The 21,248-nt window shown below is 69.8% G+C and carries 21 protein-coding genes; 17 read left to right on the top strand and 4 right to left on the bottom strand.

Annotated features, from left to right (window positions below; genetic code table 11):
* Nucleotides 1-11: 11 nt before the first annotated feature.
* A complete protein-coding gene (locus ACEXQC_RS07230; RefSeq protein ID WP_374819943.1) occupies nt 12-515 on the bottom strand; it encodes a hypothetical protein in 504 nt (167 codons plus the stop codon).
* A gap of 130 nt (nt 516-645) precedes the next feature.
* Here ACEXQC_RS07230 and ACEXQC_RS07225 point away from each other — a divergent pair, with 130 nt between their 5' ends.
* Nucleotides 646-1,890, top strand: a complete 1,245-nt coding sequence (locus ACEXQC_RS07225) for a mechanosensitive ion channel family protein (protein WP_374819941.1) — start codon at nt 646-648, stop codon at nt 1,888-1,890.
* A 10-nt stretch (nt 1,891-1,900) separates the two neighbouring features.
* Here ACEXQC_RS07225 and ACEXQC_RS07220 read toward each other — a convergent pair whose 3' ends face one another.
* A complete protein-coding gene (locus tag ACEXQC_RS07220; RefSeq protein WP_374819939.1) occupies nt 1,901-2,092 on the bottom strand; it encodes a hypothetical protein in 192 nt (63 codons plus the stop codon).
* An 88-nt stretch (nt 2,093-2,180) separates the two neighbouring features.
* Between ACEXQC_RS07220 and ACEXQC_RS07215 the strand changes: the two genes are divergently transcribed.
* Genes ACEXQC_RS07215 through ilvC form a run of 6 tightly spaced genes read left to right on the top strand, consistent with a single transcriptional unit; the run spans nt 2,181 to nt 9,720 of the window.
* Complete coding sequence (locus ACEXQC_RS07215; RefSeq protein WP_374819937.1) at nt 2,181-3,782, top strand: alpha,alpha-trehalose-phosphate synthase (UDP-forming); 1,602 nt, start codon at nt 2,181-2,183, stop codon at nt 3,780-3,782.
* On the top strand, nt 3,779-4,579 hold the full coding sequence (gene otsB / locus ACEXQC_RS07210) for a trehalose-phosphatase (RefSeq protein ID WP_374819935.1): 801 nt from the start codon (nt 3,779-3,781) through the stop codon (nt 4,577-4,579). The genes ACEXQC_RS07215 and otsB overlap by 4 nt, the downstream gene beginning before the upstream one ends.
* A gap of 9 nt (nt 4,580-4,588) precedes the next feature.
* Nucleotides 4,589-6,283 carry a dihydroxy-acid dehydratase gene (ilvD, locus tag ACEXQC_RS07205; protein WP_374819933.1) on the top strand — a complete coding sequence of 565 codons (1,695 nt, stop codon included), beginning with the start codon at nt 4,589-4,591 and terminating at the stop codon, nt 6,281-6,283.
* Between the two features lie 45 nt (nt 6,284-6,328).
* Nucleotides 6,329-8,134 (top strand): acetolactate synthase large subunit, encoded by a 1,806-nt coding sequence (locus ACEXQC_RS07200; RefSeq protein ID WP_374819931.1) that lies wholly within the window; start codon nt 6,329-6,331, stop codon nt 8,132-8,134.
* 4 nt (nt 8,135-8,138) lie between these two features.
* Nucleotides 8,139-8,648: an acetolactate synthase small subunit gene (gene ilvN / locus ACEXQC_RS07195; protein WP_374819929.1), complete on the top strand. Its 510-nt coding sequence runs from the start codon at nt 8,139-8,141 to the stop codon at nt 8,646-8,648.
* Between the two features lie 46 nt (nt 8,649-8,694).
* A complete protein-coding gene (gene ilvC, locus ACEXQC_RS07190) occupies nt 8,695-9,720 on the top strand; it encodes a ketol-acid reductoisomerase (protein ID WP_374819927.1) in 1,026 nt (341 codons plus the stop codon).
* Between the two features lie 71 nt (nt 9,721-9,791).
* On the opposite strand, the gene ACEXQC_RS07185 is transcribed toward ilvC, so the two are convergent.
* Entirely contained in the window at nt 9,792-11,264 is a 1,473-nt protein-coding gene (locus tag ACEXQC_RS07185) for an amidohydrolase family protein (RefSeq protein ID WP_374819925.1), read from the bottom strand.
* 117 nt (nt 11,265-11,381) lie between these two features.
* Between ACEXQC_RS07185 and ACEXQC_RS07180 the strand changes: the two genes are divergently transcribed.
* Both ACEXQC_RS07180 and ACEXQC_RS07175 read left to right on the top strand, forming a co-directional pair.
* Entirely contained in the window at nt 11,382-11,894 is a 513-nt protein-coding gene (locus ACEXQC_RS07180) for a hypothetical protein (protein ID WP_374819923.1), read from the top strand.
* Nucleotides 11,891-12,265, top strand: coding sequence for a hypothetical protein (locus tag ACEXQC_RS07175; protein WP_374819921.1), 375 nt, complete (start codon nt 11,891-11,893; stop codon nt 12,263-12,265). Before ACEXQC_RS07180 ends, ACEXQC_RS07175 begins: the two co-directional genes overlap by 4 nt.
* Before the next feature lie 45 nt (nt 12,266-12,310).
* Here ACEXQC_RS07175 and ACEXQC_RS07170 read toward each other — a convergent pair whose 3' ends face one another.
* The gene (locus ACEXQC_RS07170) at nt 12,311-12,700 is read right to left on the bottom strand and encodes a DoxX family protein (protein WP_374819919.1); all 390 of its coding nucleotides are present in this window, start codon (nt 12,698-12,700) and stop codon (nt 12,311-12,313) included.
* Between the two features lie 61 nt (nt 12,701-12,761).
* On the opposite strand from ACEXQC_RS07170, the gene serA reads away from it, so the two are divergent.
* The 8 genes from serA (at nt 12,762) to ACEXQC_RS07130 (ending at nt 21,223) form a co-directional block, all read left to right on the top strand.
* Nucleotides 12,762-14,354 carry a phosphoglycerate dehydrogenase gene (gene serA, locus ACEXQC_RS07165; protein ID WP_374819917.1) on the top strand — a complete coding sequence of 531 codons (1,593 nt, stop codon included), beginning with the start codon at nt 12,762-12,764 and terminating at the stop codon, nt 14,352-14,354.
* 97 nt (nt 14,355-14,451) lie between these two features.
* Complete coding sequence (locus tag ACEXQC_RS07160) at nt 14,452-14,829, top strand: YciI family protein (protein WP_374819915.1); 378 nt, start codon at nt 14,452-14,454, stop codon at nt 14,827-14,829.
* An 8-nt stretch (nt 14,830-14,837) separates the two neighbouring features.
* Nucleotides 14,838-16,148: an RNA polymerase sigma factor gene (locus ACEXQC_RS07155; RefSeq protein WP_374819913.1), complete on the top strand. Its 1,311-nt coding sequence runs from the start codon at nt 14,838-14,840 to the stop codon at nt 16,146-16,148.
* A gap of 9 nt (nt 16,149-16,157) precedes the next feature.
* Nucleotides 16,158-17,207: a 3-isopropylmalate dehydrogenase gene (locus ACEXQC_RS07150; protein ID WP_374819911.1), complete on the top strand. Its 1,050-nt coding sequence runs from the start codon at nt 16,158-16,160 to the stop codon at nt 17,205-17,207.
* Nucleotides 17,208-17,231: 24 nt separating this feature from the next.
* The gene (locus ACEXQC_RS07145) at nt 17,232-18,344 is read left to right on the top strand and encodes a branched-chain amino acid aminotransferase (protein ID WP_374819909.1); all 1,113 of its coding nucleotides are present in this window, start codon (nt 17,232-17,234) and stop codon (nt 18,342-18,344) included.
* Complete coding sequence (locus ACEXQC_RS07140; protein WP_374819907.1) at nt 18,341-19,120, top strand: fumarylacetoacetate hydrolase family protein; 780 nt, start codon at nt 18,341-18,343, stop codon at nt 19,118-19,120. Before ACEXQC_RS07145 ends, ACEXQC_RS07140 begins: the two co-directional genes overlap by 4 nt.
* A 4-nt stretch (nt 19,121-19,124) precedes the next feature.
* Nucleotides 19,125-20,648, top strand: coding sequence for an alpha/beta hydrolase (locus ACEXQC_RS07135; protein WP_374819906.1), 1,524 nt, complete (start codon nt 19,125-19,127; stop codon nt 20,646-20,648).
* Nucleotides 20,648-21,223: an LppA family lipoprotein gene (locus ACEXQC_RS07130; protein ID WP_374819904.1), complete on the top strand. Its 576-nt coding sequence runs from the start codon at nt 20,648-20,650 to the stop codon at nt 21,221-21,223. Before ACEXQC_RS07135 ends, ACEXQC_RS07130 begins: the two co-directional genes overlap by 1 nt.
* Nucleotides 21,224-21,248 lie beyond the last annotated feature (25 nt).

The raw sequence follows: 21,248 nt of genomic DNA, 5'->3' as shown, positions 1-21,248 counted from the left end.
CGCCGAGTGGGTCAGCGGGCGTAGGCCCAGCCGTCGCCGGTGGTCTTCTCGGTGCTCGTCTCGGTGCTCTTCTGCGCGGCGGCGGCCTCGACCTCGCGGTGGTGCGCCACGAGGGAGCGCAGCGCGTCGTCGTCCTGAGGATCGGGACCCAGGGCCGCAGGCGTCAGTGTCAGGGGAGCGATGGGCGCGACCGGAGCCGACGACGACACCGCACGGGCGAGCTGACGCGGCACGTACACGGCGTCAAGCGGAGCGAGCGGGGCCGCGGCGTGGCCGAGCGAGGAGCGCACCGTGATGCCGTGCTCGGCGAGGTTGGCCACGATGTCGCGGGCCACCGAACGGGCGAGCGAGGTGTGGAAGATGTCGTCCGAGTCGGCGGCGGAGCGGCGGGTGATGGCGAACGAGCCGAGCGGCCCGAAGTTCTCCATGAGGGTCTGGTTCACGAGCTCGTAGAGTCGCTCCTGGGAGACCGTGGTCTCCCGAGCAGCCTTCGCGCGTCGTCGCCAGCCGATCATCGGAGCTCCTTAGTGATCCCTCGTGTCTGAACAGTGTGCGGGCTGGGTGTTGCCGGGGCGAATCGACACGCCGGTCCGCTGCGTGCTTTGGGCTGATTAGGGTAGGAATTCGCCGACAGGAAGGGGTGCCGTGCTGCTCGAGAGAACCTGGATCGCGTTCGCGATCGCATCCGTCGCCGCCCTCGTGGCCGCGATCATCGTGACAGCGCTCATCGCGCTGGCGCTCAAGCTCGCCTCCCGGCGTCGCGACTGGCCCGCCGCGCTCGTGCGCCGAGCCCGGCTGCCGTTCCGCGTGTTCCTCGTGGTGGTGCTGCTCTGGGTGGCGGTGGGGCTGACCCTGCCCGTCGGCGAATGGGGCCCCGTGGTCGACCAGGGCTTCCTGATCGTCACGATCGCCGCCGGCGCCTGGCTCATCTGCGCCCTGGCCGTCTTCCTCGAGGACGTGGCCCTCGCGCGCTACACGATCGACCGCCCGGACAACCGCATCGCGAGGCGCTTGCGCACGCAGGTGCTCATCCTCCGGCGGCTCGTCATCGCCGTGGTGATCGTGATTGCCTTCGGCGCGATCCTGCTCACCTTCCCCGGCGCCCAGGCGGTCGGCGCGAGCGTGCTGGCCTCGGCCGGAGTGGTGTCGATCATCGCGGGCCTCGCCGCGCAGTCCACCCTCGCCAACGTCTTCGCGGGCATGCAGATCGCCTTCAGCGACGCCGTGCGCGTCGACGACGTGGTGATCGTGGAGAACGAATGGGGGCGGATCGAGGAGATCACGCTCACCTACGTGGTCGTGCACATCTGGGACGACAGGCGCATGGTGCTGCCGAGCACCTACTTCACGTCGCAGCCGTTCCAGAACTGGACGAGGCGCAACTCGGAGCTGCTGGGCTCGGTGGAGTTCGACCTCGACTGGAGGGTGACGCCGGCCGAGATGCGCACCGAGCTCGCGCGCATCCTGGAGCGCACCGACCTGTGGGACCGGCGGGTCTCGGTGCTCCAGGTCACGGATGCGGTGGGCGGCTACGTGCGCATCCGCATCCTGGTGACGGCGGTCGACGCGCCCACCCTGTTCGACCTGCGCTGCTTCGTGCGCGAGGAGATGATCGCGTGGCTCTACCGCATGAGCCCGCAGTCGATCCCGCGCTCACGCGTGCAGCTCGGCGAGGCGGAGCCCGACATCGCGGAGCCCGCGCACCTCGGAGACCCGGAGGCCGCCGGCCTGTTCCACGGCGATCGCGGGGCCGAGGGCAGGGCGAGCATGTTCACCGGCCCCATCCGAACCTCGGATCTGGAGTCGGAGGGCGAAGGCCCGCCGCCTACCCGGCCGTTCCCGCAGCGGGGTTCGGGCCGGGAGCAGGGCCGCGAGCCGGGGAAGCCTTAGACCCCGAGCGTCAGGAGTCGAGCTCGCGCGCGTCCTCGTCGGCCTGCAGCACGCTGCCGACGGCGAGGGCCACGGTGATGCCCCAGCTGACCCACATGAGGATGAGGCGCCAGTCGCGCGGACCCTTCCTCGTGGTCTGCACCGCCGAGAATCCACCGATGACCGCACCGATGATGCTGCTGTTCAGGATGTACTTGCGCACCGTGACTCCATTCCCTGCGTCGTTGCCACCACGCTACCCCGCTCGGGCCCGGGCGACTCGCCCTCCCCGCTGGTAGGCTCGGCCTCGCATGCCTATCAACGACAGCACCATTCCTCAGCCCATCGCCGGCGAGTTCCCCTTCGTCGTCGTCTCCAACCGCCTGCCGGTCGACCGCATCACCGATGCCGACGGCAATCCCTCGTTCCGCACGTCGCCTGGCGGCCTCGTCACCGCCCTCGAGCCCGTGATGCGCGAAGCCGACGGAGCGTGGATCGGGTGGACGGGCAGCGCCGACGACGAGGCGGAGCCGTTCGAGCACGACGGCATCCACCTCATCCCGGTCGGCCTCTCGGCCGAAGAGATCGAGCTCTACTACGAGGGCTTCTCGAACGACACGCTCTGGCCGCTCTACCACGACGTGATCGCGCCTCCCGCCTACCACCGCGAGTGGTGGGAGAGCTACGTCAAGGTCAACCAGCGCTTCGCCGACCGCGCCGCCGCGGCCACCTCGGAGGGCGGCACCGTGTGGGTGCAGGACTACCAGCTGCAGCTCGTGCCGCAGATGCTGCGCGAGCAGCGGCCCGACCTCACGATCGGCTTCTTCAACCACATTCCGTTCCCGGCATACGGCATCTACTCGCAGCTGCCGTGGCGCACGCAGATCATCAAGGGCCTGCTCGGCGCCGACGTCATCGGCTTCCAGCGCACCGCGGACGCGGGCAACTTCACGCGCGCCGTGCGCCGCCTGCTCGGGCACCAGACCAAGGGCACCGTCATCGACGTGCCGATCTCCGACGAGGAGGCCGCGAGCTCCCAGCACCGCATCTCGACCGTCACGGTCGGCGCCAAGGGCGACGAGGCCGCCACCGAGAAGAAGGTGCGCACGGTCGTGGCCAAGGCGTTCCCGATCTCGATCGACGCCGCGCGCTACGAGGAGCTGGCCCGTCACCCCGACATCCAGGCGAGGGCCAAGGAGATCCGCGAGGGTCTCGGCAACCCGGCCGTCGTGATGCTCGGCGTCGACCGCCTCGACTACACGAAGGGCATCGGCCACCGCCTCAAGGCCTTCGGCGAGCTGCTGGCCGACGGCGAGCTCGACGTGGAGGACGTGACGCTCGTGCAGGTCGCGAGCCCGAGCCGCGAGCGCGTGCGCACCTACCAGATGCTGCGCGACGACATCGAGCTCACGGTGGGCCGCCTCAACGGCGACTACTCGACCATCAGCCACCAGGCCATCAGCTACCTGCACCACGGATACCCGCGCGAGGAGATGGTGGCGCTCTACCTCGCCGCCGACATCATGCTCGTCACGGCCCTCCGCGACGGCATGAACCTCGTGGCCAAGGAGTACGTGGCCTCGCGCTTCGACAACGACGGCGTGCTCGTGCTGAGCGAGTTCGCCGGGGCGAGCGACGAGCTGCGCACCGCGCTTCGAGTGAACCCGCACGACATCGAGGGCCTCAAGGAGGCCATGATGCAGGCCAAGCGCATGCCCAAGAGCGAGCGATCGCGCCGCATGCGGGCCATGCGCAAGCGCGTGCAGGAGAACGACGTGGCCCGGTGGTCGTCGTCGTTCCTGGAGGCGCTCGCGACACCCACGAACGACCTCGTTCAGCCGAAGGCCACCCTGCGCGGTCAGACCCGCAGCGAGGCCCGCGCCGAGGAACGGGCCATCGAGGAAGCACGATGACCGACACGTCGGCGCCCCTGCCCTCCGACCTCGACGAGGCCCTCACCACCCTCGCCACCACCCCCACCCTGCTCGTGGCGCTCGACTTCGACGGCACACTCGCGCCCGAGGTCGACGTGCCGGACGACGCACGGGCCCTGCCGGAGGCGCACGAGGCCGTGCTCGCCCTGCTGGAGCTGCCCGACACCGAGGTGGCCTTCATCTCCGGCCGCGCCATGGCGAGCCTGCAGCACGTGAGCGAGCTGCCCGGGACGGCGCTGCTCGTGGGGTCGCACGGCGTGGAGGTGCACACCGACGGCCGCACGCAGGTGGACCTCGACGCGGGCGAGCTCGAGCGCCGGGATGCCCTCGGCGCCACGCTCGAGGGCATCGCCCATGACATCGAGGGCGTCTGGATCGAACAGAAGCCTGCGGGCTTCGCCCTGCACACGCGCCTCGCGGGAGTCGCCGAGACGACCGCCGCCGAGACCAGGGCGCTCGCCGAGACCGATCCGGAGGCCAACGGCCTCACCGTGCGCCGCGGCAAGAACGTGCTCGAGTTCTCGGTGCGCAGCACCACCAAGGGCGAGGCCGTCGAGCGTCTTCGCGCGCAGACCGGCGCCACCGCCGTGCTCTTCGCGGGCGACGACGTGACCGACGAAGACGGCTTCGCCGCTCTCGTGCCCGGTGACCTGGGGCTGAAGAGCGGATCGGGCGACACGAGGGCCACGCACCGCGTCGACGGCCCGCACGAAGTCGCATCCGCTCTCCGGATGCTCGCCGAGAAGCGTGCCGGAGCATCGCTCCCGCGCCTCTAAACTCGTAACATGCCGGAAATAGACATCAAGCCGCGTAGCCGCACCGTCACCGATGGGATCGAAGCCCTCACCTCGCGCGGAATGCTGCGCGGTGTCGGCATGGGAGACGGCGACTGGGAGAAGCCCCAGATCGGCATCGCGAGTTCGTGGAACGAGATCACGCCCTGCAACCTCTCGCTCGAGCGCCTCGCCCGCGCCTCGAAGGAGGGTGTGCACGCCGGCGGCGGCTACCCGCTGCAGTTCGGCACCATCTCCGTGAGCGACGGCATCTCGATGGGCCACGAGGGCATGCACTTCTCGCTCGTCTCGCGCGAGGTCATCGCCGACTCCGTCGAGACCGTCATGATGGCCGAGCGCCTCGACGGCTCGGTGCTGCTGGCCGGCTGTGACAAGTCGCTGCCCGGCATGCTCATGGCGGCGGCCCGCCTCGACCTCGCGAGCGTCTTCCTCTACGCGGGCTCGATCGCTCCCGGCTGGGTCAAGCTCTCCGACGGCACGGAGAAGGACATCACGATCATCGACTCCTTCGAGGCCGTCGGCGCCGTGCGCGCCGGCCGCATGTCGATGGAGGACGCCCACCGCATCGAGTGCGCCTTCGCCCCCGGCGAGGGATCCTGTGGCGGCATGTACACCGCCAACACCATGGCGAGCGCCGCCGAGGCCATGGGCATGAGCCTGCCGGGCTCCGCGAGCCCCGCCGCGGCGGACCGCCGCCGCGACTACTTCGCGCACCGCTCCGGCGAGGCCGTGGTCGAGATGCTGCGCCTCGGCCTCACCGCGCGCGACATCATCACCAAGAAGTCGCTCGAGAACGCGATCGCCGTGGGCATGGCCTTCGGCGGCTCCACCAACCTCGTGCTGCACCTGCTCGCCATCGCGGCGGAAGCGGATGTCGACCTCACGCTCGCCGACTTCAACCGCGTGGGCGACCGGGTGCCGCACATCGGCGACCTCAAGCCCTTCGGCCGCTTCGTGATGAACGACGTCGACCGCCACGGCGGCGTGCCCGCCGTTATGAAGGCCCTGCTGGATGAGGGCCTGCTGCACGGCGACGCCATGACCGTCACGGGCAAGACCGTGGAGGAGAACCTCGCGGCCATGGACATCGCGCCGCTCGACGGCGAGGTGCTCCGCCCGCTCTCGAACCCCATCCACAAGTCGGGCGGCATCACGATCCTCGAGGGCTCCTTCGCTCCCGAGGGCGCCGTGGTGAAGTCGGCCGGCTTCGACGCCGACGTGTTCGAGGGCCCCGCCCGCGTGTTCGAGCGCGAGCGCGAGGCCATGGACGCCCTCACCGAGGGCCGGATCAACGCCGGCGACGTCGTGGTCATCCGCTACGAGGGCCCCAAGGGCGGCCCCGGCATGCGCGAGATGCTCGCCATCACCGCCGCCATCAAGGGCGCAGGCCTCGGCAAAGATGTACTACTCTTGACAGACGGACGATTCTCAGGCGGCACAACCGGCCTGTGCATCGGCCACATAGCACCCGAAGCGGTCGACGCAGGTCCGATCGCCTTCGTGCGCGATGGTGATCCAATACGGGTCGATATCGCCGCTCGCTCGCTCGACCTACTTGTCGACGAGGCAGAGCTGGAATCCCGCCGAGACGGCTGGGCCCCCCTTCCCCCGCGCTATACCCGTGGCGTTCTCGCGAAGTACTCCAAGCTGGTCCATTCCGCCGCTGTCGGCGCCATCACCGGCTAGGTCGTCTCCGCCTTCATCCCTCGTGCTCGACTTTTAGGAAACCAGATGTCCTCGGACGCCTTCCCTGTCCCAACGAAGAAGACCACCGCCCCGACCACGCCCGCCACCGAGACGCTCACCGGATCCGGAGCCGTGCTCCGCTCGCTCAAGGAGCTCGGCATCACCGACGTGTTCGGTCTGCCGGGCGGCGCCATCATCCCGTTCTACGACGAGCTCATGGTGCAGGACGACATCCGCCACATCCTCGTGCGCCACGAGCAGGGCGCCGGCCACGCGGCCGAGGGCTACGCCGCCTCGTCCGGTCGCGTCGGCGTGGCCATCGCCACGAGCGGCCCCGGCGCCACCAACCTCGTCACGGCCATCGCGGATGCGTACATGGACTCGGTGCCGCTCCTCGCCATCACGGGCCAGGTGTTCTCGCACCTCATGGGCACCGACGCCTTCCAGGAGGCCGACATCGTGGGCATCACGATGCCCATCACGAAGCACTCCTTCCTCGTGAAGGATGCGGCCGACGTGCCGGCCACCATCGCGGCCGCGTACCAGATCGCCACCACCGGGCGCCCCGGCCCCGTGCTCGTCGACATCACGAAGGACGCACAGCAGAACTCGTTCGAGTTCTCCTGGCCGCCCAAGGTCGACCTGCCCGGCTACCGACCCATCACGAAGGCGCACGGCAAGCAGATCCAGGCCGCGGCCCAGCTGCTCGTCGAGGCCAAGAAGCCCGTCTTCTACGTGGGCGGCGGCGTCATCCGCGCCGAGGCCTCGCCCGAGCTGCTCGCCCTCGCCGAGGCGACGGGCGTGCCCGTGGTCACCACGCTCATGGCGCGCGGTGCGTTCCCCGACTCGCACCCGCAGAACCTCGGCATGCCCGGCATGCACGGCACCGTTCCCGCGGTGCTCGCCCTGCAGGAGAGCGACCTGCTCATCTCGCTCGGCGCGCGCTTCGACGACCGCGTCACGGGCAAGGCCGCCGACTTCGCACCCGGCGCCAAGGTCGTGCACGTCGACGTGGACCCCGCCGAGATCTCCAAGATCCGCATCGCGGACGTGCCGATCGTGGGTGACGCGAAAGACGTGATCGCCGACCTGATCAAGGCCTACACCGACATCTCGGGCGGCTCGAAGCTCGACCTCGCCGACTGGTGGACCTACCTCAACGGCCTGCAGGAGGAGTTCCCGCTCGGCTACACCGAGCCGAGCGACGGCCTCATGGCCCCGCAGTACGTGATCAAGCGCATCGGCGAGCTCACCGGCCCCGAGGGCGTCTACGCCGCGGGCGTGGGGCAGCACCAGATGTGGTCGGCGCAGTTCATCAAGTACGAGCGCCCTCACGCCTGGCTCAACTCCGGCGGCGCCGGCACCATGGGGTACGCGGTCCCCGCGGCCATGGGCGCCAAGGTGGCCCAGCCCGACCGCGTGGTGTGGGCGATCGACGGCGACGGCTGCTTCCAGATGACCAATCAGGAGCTCGCCACCTGCACGATCAACAACATCCCGATCAAGGTCGCGATCATCAACAACTCCTCCCTCGGCATGGTGCGCCAGTGGCAGACGCTGTTCTACGACGGCCGGCACTCGTTCACCGACCTCAACACGGGGCACGAGACGCAGATGATCCCGGACTTCGTGAAGATGGCCGACGCCTACGGAGCTCTCGGCATCCGAGTGACCCGGGCAGAGGACGTCGATGCGGCCATCAAGCTCGCTCTCGAGACCAACGACCGCCCCGTGGTGATCGACTTCGTGGTCTCGGCGGATGCCATGGTGTGGCCGATGGTGGCTCAGGGCACCTCGAACAGCCAGATCCAGTACGCCAAAGAGCACGCCCCCGAGTGGGACGAGGAGTAGACCGATGAGCACGCATGTTCTGAGCCTCCTCGTGGAGGACAAGCCGGGTCTGCTGACCCGCGTGGCCGGCCTCTTCGCCCGGCGCGGCTTCAACATCGAGTCGCTCGCCGTGGGTCACTCCGAGATCGAGGGCCTCTCGCGCATCACCGTGGTGGTCGACGTGGAGGAGCTGCCGCTCGAGCAGGTCACGAAGCAGCTCAACAAGCTCATCAACGTGATCAAGATCGTGGAGCTCGACCCGAGCCAGTCCGTGCAGCGCGAGCACCTGCTCGTCAAGGTGCGCGTCGACAACACCACGCGCTCGCAGGTGCTCGAGGCGGTCAACCTCTTCAGGGCCCGCGTCGTCGACGTGTCGACGGATGCGCTCGTGATCGAGGTCACCGGCGACAGCGGCAAGATCCAGGCGTTCCTGCGCGTGATCGAGCCCTACGGGATCAAGGAGATCGCCCAGTCGGGCCTTCTCGCGATCGGCCGTGGCGGCAAGAGCATCACCGAGCGCGTGTTCAAGAACTGACCCCTTTTAGAACTGAACAAGTCCCCAATCAAGGAGAAAAACTACAGTGACCGAGATCTTCTACGACCAGGATGCCGACCTGTCCCTGATCCAGGGCAAGAAGGTGGCCGTCATCGGCTACGGCTCGCAGGGCCACGCCCACGCCCTCAACCTCCGCGACTCCGGTGTCGAGGTCGTCGTGGCGCTCAAGGAGGGGTCGAAGTCGACCCCCAAGGCCGAGGAGGCGGGCTTCACCGTGCTCTCCGTGGCCGACGCCACCTCGTGGGCCGACGTCATCGTCATCCTCGCGCCCGACCAGCACCAGCGCGGCATCTACGCCGCTGACATCCAGCCGAACCTGGCCGACGGCAAGACGCTCGTGTTCGGTCACGGCTTCAACATCCGCTTCGGCTACATCGAGGCGCCCGAGGGCGTCGACGTGATCATGGTGGCTCCCAAGGGCCCCGGTCACACCGTGCGCCGCGAGTACGAGGCCGGCCGCGGCGTGCCCGTGATCGTGGCCGTCGAGAAGGACTCGACCGGTTCGGCGTGGGAGCTCGCCTGGAGCTACGCCAAGGGCATCGGCGGCCTGCGCGCCGGCGGCATCAAGACCACCTTCACCGAAGAGACCGAGACCGACCTGTTCGGCGAGCAGGCCGTGCTCTGCGGCGGTGTCTCGCAGCTCGTCCAGTACGGCTTCGAGACCCTCACCGAGGCCGGCTACCAGCCGCAGATCGCCTACTTCGAGGTGCTGCACGAGCTCAAGCTCATCGTCGACCTCATGTGGGAGGGCGGCATCGCCAAGCAGCGCTGGAGCGTCTCCGACACCGCCGAGTACGGCGACTACGTCTCCGGCCCGCGCGTGATCGACCCCAGCGTCAAGGAGAACATGCAGGCCGTTCTCGCCGACATCCAGTCCGGCGCGTTCGCCAAGCGCTTCATCGACGACCAGGATGCGGGAGCCCCCGAGTTCCTCGCCCTCCGCGAGAAGGGTGCAGCGCACCCCATCGAGGCCACCGGCAAGGAGCTCCGTGCTCTCTTCGCCTGGAAGCAGCAGGACGCCGATTACACGGACGGCTCCGCCGCCCGCTAGTCGACGCTCGAGAAGGGCCCCGGGATCTCGGTTCCGGGGCCCTTCTCCGTGCTCGGGGCCGCGTGCTCGGGCTACCGCGGGGTGGGGGTGAAGAAGTCGGCGTCGGCGAGGTCGGACCAGAGCCGGGCGACCACCTCGCCACCGCGGCGGATGATGCCGGCCTCGTCGTCGACCACGAGGTGCCCGTCGCTCACCTGCAGCACCCCCTGCGTCATGACGTTCTGCACCATGCGGCCGTTGGCGTAGAGCAGGTTGTTGAGCGGCTCGGGACCGGGCACGCCTCCGCCCACGAGCAGCCCGGAGATGTCGATCGAGGTCAGGTCGGCGAGGGCGCCCACCTCGATGCGGCCCAGGTCGTCTCGCTGCAGACCCTTCGCCGGGTTGACGGTGACCGAGCGGATCATGTCCCACACGGTCGGCCGCTTCACCGGCACCGGGCTCGTCCCGCCCAGGATGTCGTGGCGCAGCCGGCCGTAGAGCACCGCGAGCTTGGCGTTCTCGAGCAGGTCGTTGGAGTGCGAGTCGAGCCCCACGGCCACATTGATGCCCGATCCGAGGGCCTCGATGAACGGCTGCCTGCCCTCCCCGGAGCCCGCGCCCGCACCCGAAGGGCAGTGCACGAACGTGAAGTTCTCCTTGGTGGCGAGGAAGGGCGCGTCGTTCGCTGCGTCCCAGCCGCCCAGGTGCGCGCCGAAGAACGGCACGTCGTACCAGCCGTGATCCTCCACCCAGTGCACAGGGCCCTTGCCCCAGAGCCGCTGCATGCGCGCCGCGTCGTGCGGCAGCGTGGCGAGGTGCGTGTGGATGCCGGTGCCGAGCTCGCGGGCGGCCGCCGCGACCGCGTCGAGAGTGGCGGGAGTGGCCGTCTCGGGGCCGTGAGGCGCGATCATGGGCCGGATGCGGTCGTCCTCGGCGCCCTGCACCGTGCGGGCCCACTCGAGGAACGCCGTGATCTCGGCGATCGTGGCGGTCTCGGAGTCGGTGAGCGTGCTGTCATCCGGAGCGAACCAGACCGGCAGCATCGACGAGAACGTGGGCAGCATGCCGGAGGGGTAGCCGCGCACACCCCAGTCGCGGGCCACCCGCACGTACGACCGGGCGTGCTCGAGCGAGAGCGACTGCTCGAGCTGCGTGGTGCAGCCGGCGCGCAGGATCTCGGCGAGGTTGTAGGCCGTCACGGCGTCGAGGTCGTCACCCGAGAGCTGCTCGAGCATCACGGCCGGGGTGGCGTAGGAGCGGCCGCCCTCGATGAGCCCGCGCGTGGGGGAGCCGAGCGCCACGTGCGTGTGGGCCGAGATCATGCCGGGGATGAGCAGCTGGCCGGTCATGTCGATGCGCACGTCGTCGCCCGCGATCCGGCCCTCCACGATCCGGTCGATCCTGCCGTCCTGCACCACCACGCTGTGGTCGGCCACGAGCTCGAGATCGCCGTTCCGGAACACCAGGGCCCAGCTCGGCTCGAGGATGACCGTGGTGGCGGCGCGCACTCTGCGGGAGGCCGCCAGGGCCTCACCGTTCGCCGATTCCCCGATGACTCCGCCCATGGTGATCCTCCTCGATCGCGTCGGCGCGCCGAGAGCGCACCCTCGCTGTGGATGCTACCCGGCGGCGGGGCGGAACGGCGGGCGGCCGTGCTCGGGGGCGCGCAGTAAACTGGCGGCATGAGCGACCGGCGGGATGACGACGAGGGCCTGGGCTGGGCCGGGGACGACGACCCCACCCTGGCGCCGGTGACGACGACCGGCACGGGGGGAGTGACGGGTGCGGGGTCGAAGGCCGCGGCGCCCGGTGCACCGGCACGACGCACGGTGGAGGAGGAGGCCGACGAGGCCGAGGACCTGCTCGCCGAGAAGGATCTGGCCGAGGCCGAGAAGGCCACCGCGCAGACCAGCTCTGTGGCCCTCATCGCCTACGGTGTGCTCGGCGGGGTGTACCTGCTCTACACGATCGGCTGGGTCATCAGCTTCACCACGGCCGAGGTGGCCGAGGTCGTGACGTTCGGCGTGGTGAGCGACCTCGTGGCCCGCACGCTCGCCATCGCCGCCTCGCCGCTGTGGTTCATCGCCACGCTGCTGCTCACGCAGAAGAAGGACATGCGCTACACGTTCCTCTGGCTCGTGATCGGCATGCTCGTGCTCGTGCCCTGGCCGTTCCTGATCGGGAGGGCCGCATGAGCGCCGCCACCGCACCATCCGCCGCGTCCGGATCCGGGGCCGCTCCGGGCACGCGCGACAAGCGCGGCTTCTCGACCTTCGGCCGCTCGGGCTGGGCCGTCGCCCTGATCTTCGCCTTCCTGTACGCGTACCACGTGTGGGGCGGCATCGCGAACCTCGTGGGGGTCGTGGCGACCTTCTCCGAGTTCGGCGCGGAGGTCACCGGGGGAGTGTGGGCGCTCATCATCGGCTACGCGGTGGTGCCGATCGTCGTCTACCTCGTGGCTCTGCTCGTGGGCCGGCGGATGCGCAACGCCGCTCGCGCCGTGGTGTTCGTGGTGGGCTTCACCGTGGTCTCGGTGATCTCGCTCGACATCCTCGCCCTCGCGTAGGAGCCGCAGCCTGCGTCAGCCTGCGTCCGGCCGCATCAGCCCGCGTCAGAGGAACGCCGCCACGAGGATCAGCGCGGCGAGCACGATCTGGCCCACTAGGCGCGGCCAGAAGGGGATGGCGAGCGCACCGAACCGCTCCTTGTGCCGGGCCGCGTAGGCGTTCGCCGGGAAGACCGCGGCGAGGAAGACGACCAGGGCGATGCCCGCCGCGATGCGGGTGGGCGGGAACAGCAGCCCGAGACCTCCCGCGATCTCGCAGACGCCCGTGACGTACACGAGCATGCGAGGCGTGATGCGTGTCGAGCGCAGGCGGGGCGGGATCATGGCCGCCATGGCGCGCACCGAGGCCGGCACGAAGTGATTGATCCCCATGCCGATGAAGACCACGGCGAGGAGGATGCGCAGCACGAGCGCCGAGACGGTGAGCAGGTCCATCCCCTCATTGTGCCTGCACTACAGTTGAGTGGTTCCCCACCACCGAACGAAGGATCCGTCCGTGTCGAAGCCGGTCGTGCTGATCGCCGAAGAACTCTCTCCCGCCACCGTCGACGCCCTCGGGCCCGACTTCGAGGTGCGCTCCGTCGACGGCACCGACCGCCCGGCGCTGCTCGCGGCGCTCGCGGAGGCCGACGCCATCCTGGTGCGCTCCGCCACCAAGGTCGACGCCGAGGCCATCGCCGCGGCTCCCGTGCTCAAGGTGGTCGCCCGCGCGGGCGTGGGCCTCGACAACGTCGACATCAAGGCGGCCACCACCGCCGGTGTCATGGTGGTGAACGCTCCCACCTCCAACATCATCTCGGCCGCCGAGCTCACCGTGGGCCACATCCTGAGCCTCGCCCGCCACATCCCGGCCGCGCACGCCGCGCTCGCCCAGGGGCAGTGGAAGCGCTCCGCCTACACGGGCACCGAGCTCTACGAGAAGACCGTCGGCATCATCGGCCTCGGCCGCATCGGCGCCCTCATCACCGCGCGCCTGCAGGCGTTCGGGGTGAACGTGATCGCGTACGACCCCTACGTCACGAGCGCCCGCGCCCAGCAGCTCGGCGTCACCCTCGTGACGCTCGACGAGCTGCTCGCGCAGAGCGACTTCATCACCATCCACATGCCGAAGACGCCGGAGACCACCGGCATGATCTCCGACGAGCAGCTCGCGCTCATGAAGCCGACCGCCTACATCGTCAACGTGGCCCGCGGCGGCCTCATCGACGAGGATGCGCTCTACCGCGCGCTCACCGGCGACGTCATCGCGGGTGCAGGGCTCGACGTGTTCGTGAGCGAGCCGCCGAAGGACTCCCCGTTGCTCGCGCTGCCCAACGTCGTCGTGACCCCGCACCTCGGCGCCTCCACCGACGAGGCGCAGGAGAAGGCCGGTGTCTCGGTGGCCAAGTCGGTGCGCCTCGCGCTCTCCGGCGAGCTCGTTCCGGATGCCGTGAACGTGGCCGGCGGAGTCATCGACCCGTACGTGCGCCCCGGCATCCCGCTCATCGAGAAGCTCGGCCAAGTGTTCTCCGGCCTCGCCGACAGCCCCGTGACCTCGATCGACGTTGTCGTGAAGGGCGAGCTCGCCGACTACGACGTGAGCGTGCTCAAGCTCGCCGCGCTCAAGGGCGTGTTCACCAACGTCGTGAGCGAGAGCGTCTCGTACGTGAACGCCCCGCTGCTCGCCGAGCAGCGCGGGGTCGACGTGCGGCTCATCACCGACCCCGTGTCGGAGGAGTACCGCAACGTCATCACCCTCTCGGGCGCTCTGAGCGACGGATCGCAGATCTCGGTCTCCGGCACCCTGACGGGCACGAAGCAGATCGAGAAGATCGTGGAGATCAACGGCTACGACGTGGAGGTGCCCTTCGCCAAGCACCTCATCGTGATGCTCTACACCGACCGGCCCGGCATCGTGGCGGTCTACGGCAAGGAGTTCGGCGAGGCCTCCGTGAACATCGCGGGCATGCAGATCGCCCGCCACGAGGCCGGCGGCAAGGCCCTCTCGGTGCTCACGATCGACTCCCCGGCCCCCGACGGCCTGCTCGAGTCGCTCGCCGCGGCCATCGAGGCCGACGTGATGCAGGAGATCGACATCACCGAGAGCTGATCTCTCGGAAAAATTTGTCTCGCGGCTGTCGATTGCGGCCGCTACCGTTCGTCGTAGTGATGTCAGAACGACACACCCTCGAAGAGCAGGAGACATCATGACCAAGGAATTCATCATCCTCATCCGCGAGCCGGAGTGGGACTCGTCGGCCGAGACCGAGGAGTCCTGGGCGGAGGCGATGCAGAAGCACGGTGCCTTCACGCAGGCCGTCGCCGCCGCCGGCGGGCAGGTGCTCGGCGGCGACGCCCTCGAGTCGAGCGACAAGGCGGTGCGGATCACGCCCGCTCGCGACGGCCAGCCGGCCGTGTTCACGGACGGGCCGTTCAGCGAGACGAAGGAGATCGTCTCCGGGTTCTACAAGATCGCGGTGGAGACCGATGCCCAGGCGCGTGAGCTCGCCGCACTCGTGCCCACCGGCGGGTCGGTCGAGCTGTTCCCGGTGATCGACACGGGCAACCAGGCGAACGCGGGCTGAGGCGGGCTGTGCCTCCTCCCGGCGAGACCGAGACCGAGACGGCGGGTGATGATGCGCCCGACGACGCGCTCGCGACGGTCTTCCGGGAGGAGTGGCCCCGCATCCTCGGCAGCCTGCTGCGTTTCACCGGCGACCTCCAGCTCGCGGAGGACTGCGCGCAGGAGGCCTTCGCCCGAGCGGCCGCCCAGCTCCGGAGCGGCGCGGAGGAGCTGAGGAACCCGGCGTCGTGGATCACCACCACGGCGAAGCATCTCGCCGTCGACCACCAGCGGCGGGAGGCCGGACTCGCCAGGAAGTACGGCCGGCTCGCCGCCGAGGCGGCCGACCACGCGGCTCGAGAGGCGGTCGAGGCCGGGATCGACCCGTTCCCGACCGCGGTGGACGACGACCGGCTCCAGCTGATCTACATGACCTGCCACCCCGACCTCAGCGAGGAGGCCAGGCTGTGCCTCGCGCTCCGAGCGGTCTATGGTGTGCCCACGGCCGAGATCGCCGATCTGCTGCTCGTGAAGGAGGCCACGATGGCGGCCAGGCTGACACGGGCGAAGAAGCGCATCCAGGCCGAGGGGATCCGCCTCGAGAGCCCCGGCCCGCACGAGATCGCCGAACGCACCGACGACGTGCTCGCCACGGTGTACCTGCTGTACACGACCGGCCACACCGCGCCGGGCGGAGACGGACTCACGCGCTACGACACCACCACGGCCGCCGTGCTGCTGGCCCGCTCCATCGTGGCGCTCGTGCCACGGCACCTCGAAGCGCGTGGGCTCCTCGCCCTCCTGCTGCTCACCGAGGCCAGAGCGCCGGCACGCACGGGGGAGGACGGCTCGGTCGTGACGCTCGAACACGCCGACCGGTCGCTCTGGGATCGCCGGCTCATCGACGAGGGGCTCGACCAGGCCACGATCGCCCTCGCCGGTCGCGGCCGCCTCGCGCTGCAGGCCGGCATCTCGGGCCTCCACACCAGGGCGCCGAGCTGGGCCGAGACCGACTGGGTGTCGATCGTCTCGCTCTACGACGCCCTCGAGACCGCTTGGCCCTCGCCCGCCGTCGCCCTCAACCGGATCGTGGCGATCAGCCACCTCCCGGCCGTCGGACCGGGTCGGGCGCTCGACGAACTGGATCGGAGCGGCCTCCCGGGGGCGGGCACGGGAGCGGCGCTCGAGCGTCAGGTCTGGGCTGTACGCGCCGACCTGCTCCGCCGCTTGGGCCGCCAGGACGACTCGGCGGAGGCCTACCGTCGCGCCCTCGTGGGCGAACGCAACGCGCCTCTCCGCCGCTTCCTCGAGCGCGCGGCGGAGGCGGCGGTGCGGCAGTAATCTAGGCCTATGGAACAGTCCTTCAAGCTTGCTCTCATTCCCGGGGACGGGATCGGTCCCGAGGTCGTGTCCGAGGCCGTGAAGGTGCTCGACGCCGTGGCCGCCGCCGAGGGGATCGGGTTCGAGAAGACCACGTTCTCGCTCGGGGCCGCGCGGTACCTCGAGACGGGCGACGTGCTGACGGATGAGGACCTGGCCGCCATCTCGGCCCACGACGTCATCCTGCTCGGAGCGGTCGGCGGAGTGCCGGGCGACCCGCGCCTGAAGGACGCCAACATCGAGCGCGGTCTGCTGCTGAAGCTGCGCTTCTCGCTCGACCACTACGTCAACCTCCGCCCCACCGTGATCTACCCGGGCGTGCCCTCGCCGCTCGCCTCGCACGGCGACGTCGACTTCGTGGTGGTGCGTGAAGGCACCGAGGGCCCCTACGTGGGCAACGGCGGTGCCATCCGCGCCGGCACCCCGCACGAGATCGCCAACGAGGTCTCGGTCAACACGGCCTACGGCGTGGAGCGCGTCGTGCGCGACGCCTTCGCCCGGGCGGCTGCTCGCCGCAACAAGCTCACGCTCGTGCACAAGACCAACGTGCTCACCTTCTCCGGCGGCCTGTGGAAGCGGATCGTCGACGAGGTGGGGGCCACTTTCCCCTCCGTGGACGTCGACTACCTCCACGTCGACGCGGCCACCATCTTCCTGGTGACCGACCCTGCTAGATTCGATGTCATCGTCACGGACAACCTCTTCGGCGACATCCTCACCGACCTCGCCGGCGCGATCAGCGGCGGTATCGGACTGGCGGCCTCGGGCAACATCAACCCCGACGGCACGTACCCCTCGATGTTCGAACCGGTCCACGGATCCGCTCCCGACATCGCAGGACAGCAGAAGGCCGATCCCACCGCGGCGATCCTCTCGGTCGCGCTCATGCTCGACCATCTCCGGCTCCCGGATGCGGCGAACCGCGTGCGCGAGGCCGTGGTGGCCGACATCGCGGGCCGGGACGGCTCGGCCAGATCGACCTCAGCCATCGGCGACGCCATCGTGGCCGCACTCTCGTAAAACGATCCGACGAAAAGACAGATCATGACACTGGCACCGACATCCACCTTCCCGCTCCGGTTCGAGCACACGCCGTCGCAGGCCGCCCGTGCGGAGGCCGAGCGGGAGGTCATCCTCTCCGACCCCGGCTTCGGCAAGCACTTCACCGACCACATGGTGCAGATCGACTGGACGATCGACGCCGGCTGGCATGACGCCGCGGTGATCCCCTACGGCCCCATCCAGCTCGACCCCTCCGCGGCGGTGCTGCACTACGCACAGGAGATCTTCGAGGGCCTCAAGGCCTACCGCCACGCCGACGGCTCCATCTGGACCTTCCGGCCGGAGAAGAACGCCGACCGCCTGCAGCGCTCCGCCCGCCGCCTTGCCCTGCCCGAGCTCGCCACGGAGGACTTCGTGGAGTCGCTCAAGCAGCTCGTGGCCGTCGACGGATCGTGGGTGCCGAGCGCTCCCGAGACGAGCCTGTACATCCGCCCGTTCATGATCGCGAACGAGTCGTTCCTGGGGGTGCGGCCCTCGCAGCGGGTGGCCTACTACGTGATCGCGAGCCCCGCGGGCGCCTACTTCACCGGCGGCGTGGCCCCCGTGGCCATCTGGCTGTCGACCGAGTACTCGCGTGCCGGCCGCGGCGGCACCGGAGCGGCCAAGTGCGGCGGCAACTACGCCGCCTCGCTGCTGCCCCAGCAGGAGGCGTACGAGAACGACTGCGCGCAGGTGCTCTTCCTCGACGGCGAGACCGGGCAGCACATCGATGAGCTCGGCGGCATGAACGTGTTCTTCGTGCACAAGGGCGAGAAGCTCGTGACCCCGCGGCTCACCGGCGCCATCCTCGAGGGGATCACGCGCGACAGCATCATCCAGCTCGCCCGCGACCGCGGCATGACCGTGGAGGAGCGCGATGTGACCGTGGCCGAGTGGCGGGACGGCGTGGCCTCCGGCGAGATCACCGAGGTGTTCGCGTGCGGCACCGCGGCCGTGATCACCCCCATCTCGGCGCTCAAGTCGCCCGAGGGCACCATCGGCGACGAGAACGCCCCCGCGGGGGAGCTCACGATGTCGATCCGCCAGGAGCTCACCGACATCCAGTACGGCCGCATCGAGGATCGCCACAACTGGCTGACGAGGTTGGACGCATGAAGGTCGCACGGTTCAGCCACTCCGGGGGCACGATTTCGTACGGGATCCTCGACGTCGACACCGCGGGCGGGGAGACCGAGCTCGTGGTGCTCAACGGGGACCCGATGTTCGCCGGGTTCGACACCACGGGGGAGCGCATCCCACTCTCGGCCGCGACGCTGCTCGCCCCCGTCATCCCGCGGTCGAAGGTCGTGGCCGTGGGCAAGAACTACCTCGACCACGCGGCCGAGATGGGCGGAGAGGCACCCGCGGAGCCGCTGCTCTTCCTCAAGCCCAACACCTCGGTGATCGGGCCGGGTGACCGCATCGTTCGCCCACCGCAGTCGAACCGGGTGGACTTCGAGGGCGAGCTCGCCATCGTGATCGGCAGCGTGGCCAAGAACGTGGCCGCCGCCGACGCCCAGAGCGTGATCTTCGGCTACACCGTGGCCAACGACGTGACCGCGCGCGACCTGCAGAAGACCGACGGCCAGTGGGCGAGGGCCAAGGGCTTCGACACCTTCTGCCCGCTCGGGCCCGTGATCGAGACGGAGTTCGACCTCTCGACCTCGACGGTCGAGACCCGGCTGAACGGAGTGCTCGCGCAGAGCGCACCGCTCACCGACATGGTGCACTCGGTGGCCGCGATCGTGGCCTACGCCTCGGCCGTGTTCACCCTGCTGCCGGGCGACGTGATCCTCACCGGAACACCCGCCGGTGTGGCGCCGATGGAGTCGGGAGACACCGTGACCGTGGAGATCTCGGGGATCGGCGTTCTCGAGAACACCTTCGTGTAGCGCGATGACATTCCTGGGGGCGGATGTCGGGGAGCTGAGGGCTCTCGCCAAGCAGTTCAGCGAGGCCGGGGCGCAGCTGACCTCGGCGAAGGGGACCGTGACAGGGCAGGTGCAGTCGAGCCCGTGGCGCGGCCCGGATGCGGAGGGGTTCCGCGCGGACTGGGGCGGGCGCTACAGCGGCCAGCTCGTTGCCGCGGCCCGCCTGCTCGAGCAGGGCGCTGCTGCCCTCGTGCGGAACGCCGACGAGCAGGAAGGCGCCTCGAGCGACGACGGGGGCGGCTCGGGAGTCGGCGGAACCGGCTCGGGGGGCACGGGAACGGGCTCGGGGGGCACGGGAACGGGCGGAACCGGCGGAACGGGCTCGGGCGACGACGCGACCGGCCCTCTGCCTCCGCTGCCGGCCGACGACGCCTCCACCGACGAGGTGCGCGACTGGTGGGATTCGCTCAGCCCCGAGGAGCAGCAGCGCTACATCGACGAGAACCCGGGCCTCATCGGCCAGCTCGACGGCATCCCGTTCTCGGTGCGCGACGAGGCCAACCGCGCCTACCTCGAGAGCGAGCTGGAGCGCCTGCAGTCCCTCCCGGTGCCGAGCGATCCCGGCGAGGCGGCTGAACTTCAACGCGCCATCGACGTGCTGGAGAACGCCGAGACCGTGCTCGCCGAGAACCCGGACACCCACCTGCTGCTCCTCGACACCGGCTCGGGCGACCCCGTGAGGATCGCCATCTCGGTGGGCGATGTCGACACCGCCGACAACGTGGGGGTGTACACCCAGGGCATGAACTCGCGGGCGGACACCCCCGGCGGCCTCTCGGGCCCTCTCGCCGACATGGCGGCCATCCAGGCGGCGATCGGCGACCAGAACGAGCAGCTCGGCATAGACGAGACCTCGGCCATGGTGGTGTGGATGGGCTACGACTCCCCGCAATGGGCGGAGGCGGCGATCCCCACGAACGGCATCGACGGCAGCGACGACCTCGCGCGCTTCGGCGAGGGCATCCGCTCGGTCAACGGCGACACCCACCTCACGGCGATCGGGCACTCCTACGGCTCGTTCGTGACGGGCCTCGCGCTGCAGCAGACGAGCGCCTTCGACGACGCGGTGGTCTTCGGATCGCCCGGCCTCGGAACGAGCGACGTGGGGGATCTGCAGACCGGCAGCGGCGAACTCTACGTGCTGGAGGCGGATCGCGACCCCGTCGCCGACCTCGGCGCGTTCGGCACCGACCCCAACCAGCTGCCGGGGGCGACCAATCTCTCGGCCGACGGCACCGGCCAGTACGGCCAGTCGTACGGCCACTCCGAGTACCTCATCGAGGAGTCGACGAGCCAGTACAACATCGCGGCGGTCGTGGGCGGCAACCAGGACCGCGTGATCACGGGTGACAACTCCGGGATCGGCGACGTTCTGCGCGGTTCGCTCTACGGAGCCATCGACGTGCCGCGGAACATCGCCGACTCGGTGGTCGAAGCCGGAGTGACGACCGGCCGGTACTTGCGCTGGGGCTGGGAGGCCCTGTTCTGATGCGCACCCCGCTGGGAGCGACTGCTTCGCCGCAGGCGGGGCGGCGACGCCGTGCTGTCGGCCGCGTCGGCTCCGTCGTGCTGGCCGTGACGATCCTGGCCCTTCTGGCCGGCTGTATGAGAGGACCCTTCATGAACGACTCGAGCGGATCGGGCGATTCGGGGGCGGTGCAGCGCCCGCCGTTGTCGACCGTCGTGGCCGACTACGACGAGATGCTGAGCGAGATGCGCGACGCCATGTCGAGTGCCGTGCCCGGGGGCACCTGGAGCGAGAAGACGGCCGCGCAGACCCTCGTGGGCGACACGGCGGTGGCCGGTGACGACGCGAAGGTCTCGATCTCGCCGCGCTGGAGCTTCGATGCGCCGTTCCCGGCCGCGGGTGAGGGCCGCGAGGAGCTCATCGCCGAGCTCGGGCGGATCGGTGAAGCGCACGGGTTCTCGCCGATCGGCGTGTTCGTCGACAGGGACGACGAGGTCCAGGCGGTCGCCGACGACGAGTACGGTGCCGAGTACCGAGTGGGCGGAGTGGTGAACTCGACCGTGACGTACACGACCGGATCGCATCCGGAGCAGTAGGAGCGCCGGGTGCCGGCGGCCCCCG

The organism is Herbiconiux liukaitaii (genome assembly GCF_041927495.1).
Classification (GTDB): domain Bacteria; phylum Actinomycetota; class Actinomycetes; order Actinomycetales; family Microbacteriaceae; genus Herbiconiux; species Herbiconiux liukaitaii.
This window is presented reverse-complemented; position numbering and strand designations above follow the sequence as displayed.

What these genes read in the sequence shown, in the direction of transcription:
- ACEXQC_RS07230 (WP_374819943.1), bottom strand. Translation starts at nt 515, where the DNA reads ATGATCGGCTGGCGACGACGCGCGAAGGCTGCTCGGGAGACCACGGTC.
- ACEXQC_RS07215 (WP_374819937.1), top strand. Translation starts at nt 2,181, where the DNA reads ATGCCTATCAACGACAGCACCATTCCTCAGCCCATCGCCGGCGAGTTC.
- otsB (WP_374819935.1), top strand. Translation starts at nt 3,779, where the DNA reads ATGACCGACACGTCGGCGCCCCTGCCCTCCGACCTCGACGAGGCCCTC.
- ilvD (WP_374819933.1), top strand. Translation starts at nt 4,589, where the DNA reads ATGCCGGAAATAGACATCAAGCCGCGTAGCCGCACCGTCACCGATGGG.
- ACEXQC_RS07200 (WP_374819931.1), top strand. Translation starts at nt 6,329, where the DNA reads ATGTCCTCGGACGCCTTCCCTGTCCCAACGAAGAAGACCACCGCCCCG.
- ilvN (WP_374819929.1), top strand. Translation starts at nt 8,139, where the DNA reads ATGAGCACGCATGTTCTGAGCCTCCTCGTGGAGGACAAGCCGGGTCTG.
- ACEXQC_RS07185 (WP_374819925.1), bottom strand. Translation starts at nt 11,264, where the DNA reads ATGGGCGGAGTCATCGGGGAATCGGCGAACGGTGAGGCCCTGGCGGCC.
- ACEXQC_RS07180 (WP_374819923.1), top strand. Translation starts at nt 11,382, where the DNA reads ATGAGCGACCGGCGGGATGACGACGAGGGCCTGGGCTGGGCCGGGGAC.
- ACEXQC_RS07175 (WP_374819921.1), top strand. Translation starts at nt 11,891, where the DNA reads ATGAGCGCCGCCACCGCACCATCCGCCGCGTCCGGATCCGGGGCCGCT.
- ACEXQC_RS07170 (WP_374819919.1), bottom strand. Translation starts at nt 12,700, where the DNA reads ATGGACCTGCTCACCGTCTCGGCGCTCGTGCTGCGCATCCTCCTCGCC.
- ACEXQC_RS07160 (WP_374819915.1), top strand. Translation starts at nt 14,452, where the DNA reads ATGACCAAGGAATTCATCATCCTCATCCGCGAGCCGGAGTGGGACTCG.
- ACEXQC_RS07150 (WP_374819911.1), top strand. Translation starts at nt 16,158, where the DNA reads ATGGAACAGTCCTTCAAGCTTGCTCTCATTCCCGGGGACGGGATCGGT.
- ACEXQC_RS07145 (WP_374819909.1), top strand. Translation starts at nt 17,232, where the DNA reads ATGACACTGGCACCGACATCCACCTTCCCGCTCCGGTTCGAGCACACG.
- ACEXQC_RS07140 (WP_374819907.1), top strand. Translation starts at nt 18,341, where the DNA reads ATGAAGGTCGCACGGTTCAGCCACTCCGGGGGCACGATTTCGTACGGG.
- ACEXQC_RS07135 (WP_374819906.1), top strand. Translation starts at nt 19,125, where the DNA reads ATGACATTCCTGGGGGCGGATGTCGGGGAGCTGAGGGCTCTCGCCAAG.
- ACEXQC_RS07130 (WP_374819904.1), top strand. Translation starts at nt 20,648, where the DNA reads ATGCGCACCCCGCTGGGAGCGACTGCTTCGCCGCAGGCGGGGCGGCGA.